The 255-nt window shown below is 73.3% G+C and carries 1 protein-coding gene; it reads right to left on the bottom strand.

What is annotated here, in order from left to right; translation table 11 throughout:
- On the bottom strand, nt 1–255 hold a 255-nt coding region (locus ACOADB_RS24765; RefSeq protein WP_378605112.1), incomplete at both ends, for a thermonuclease family protein.

The raw sequence follows: 255 nt of genomic DNA, 5'->3' as shown, positions 1-255 counted from the left end.
CCCAGGATGGTCTCCGGGGTGTCGATGCCGAGGATCCGGACGTAGCGCACGGATCCGTTGCGGAGCCGTACGACGACGGTGTCGCCGTCCTGGACCCGGAGCACCCGCGCGTCCGGCCGCACCGGCTCGGGGGTCGTGACAGCAACGGACGCCTGCTTCGCAGCCGCGACGGCGAAGCCGTGCTGCACCAGCTCCAGCGGCTCGGCCGACCCGTGGTGGGTCAGCCCTGCGGTGAGGGCGCCCGCAGCAAGGGTC

The sequence above is a fragment of the Nocardioides sp. CPCC 206348 genome (genome assembly GCF_048654705.1).
In the GTDB taxonomy this organism is placed as follows: domain Bacteria; phylum Actinomycetota; class Actinomycetes; order Propionibacteriales; family Nocardioidaceae; genus Nocardioides.
Note: the sequence above shows the minus strand (reverse complement) of the source record. Positions and strands in the feature narration are given on the sequence as shown.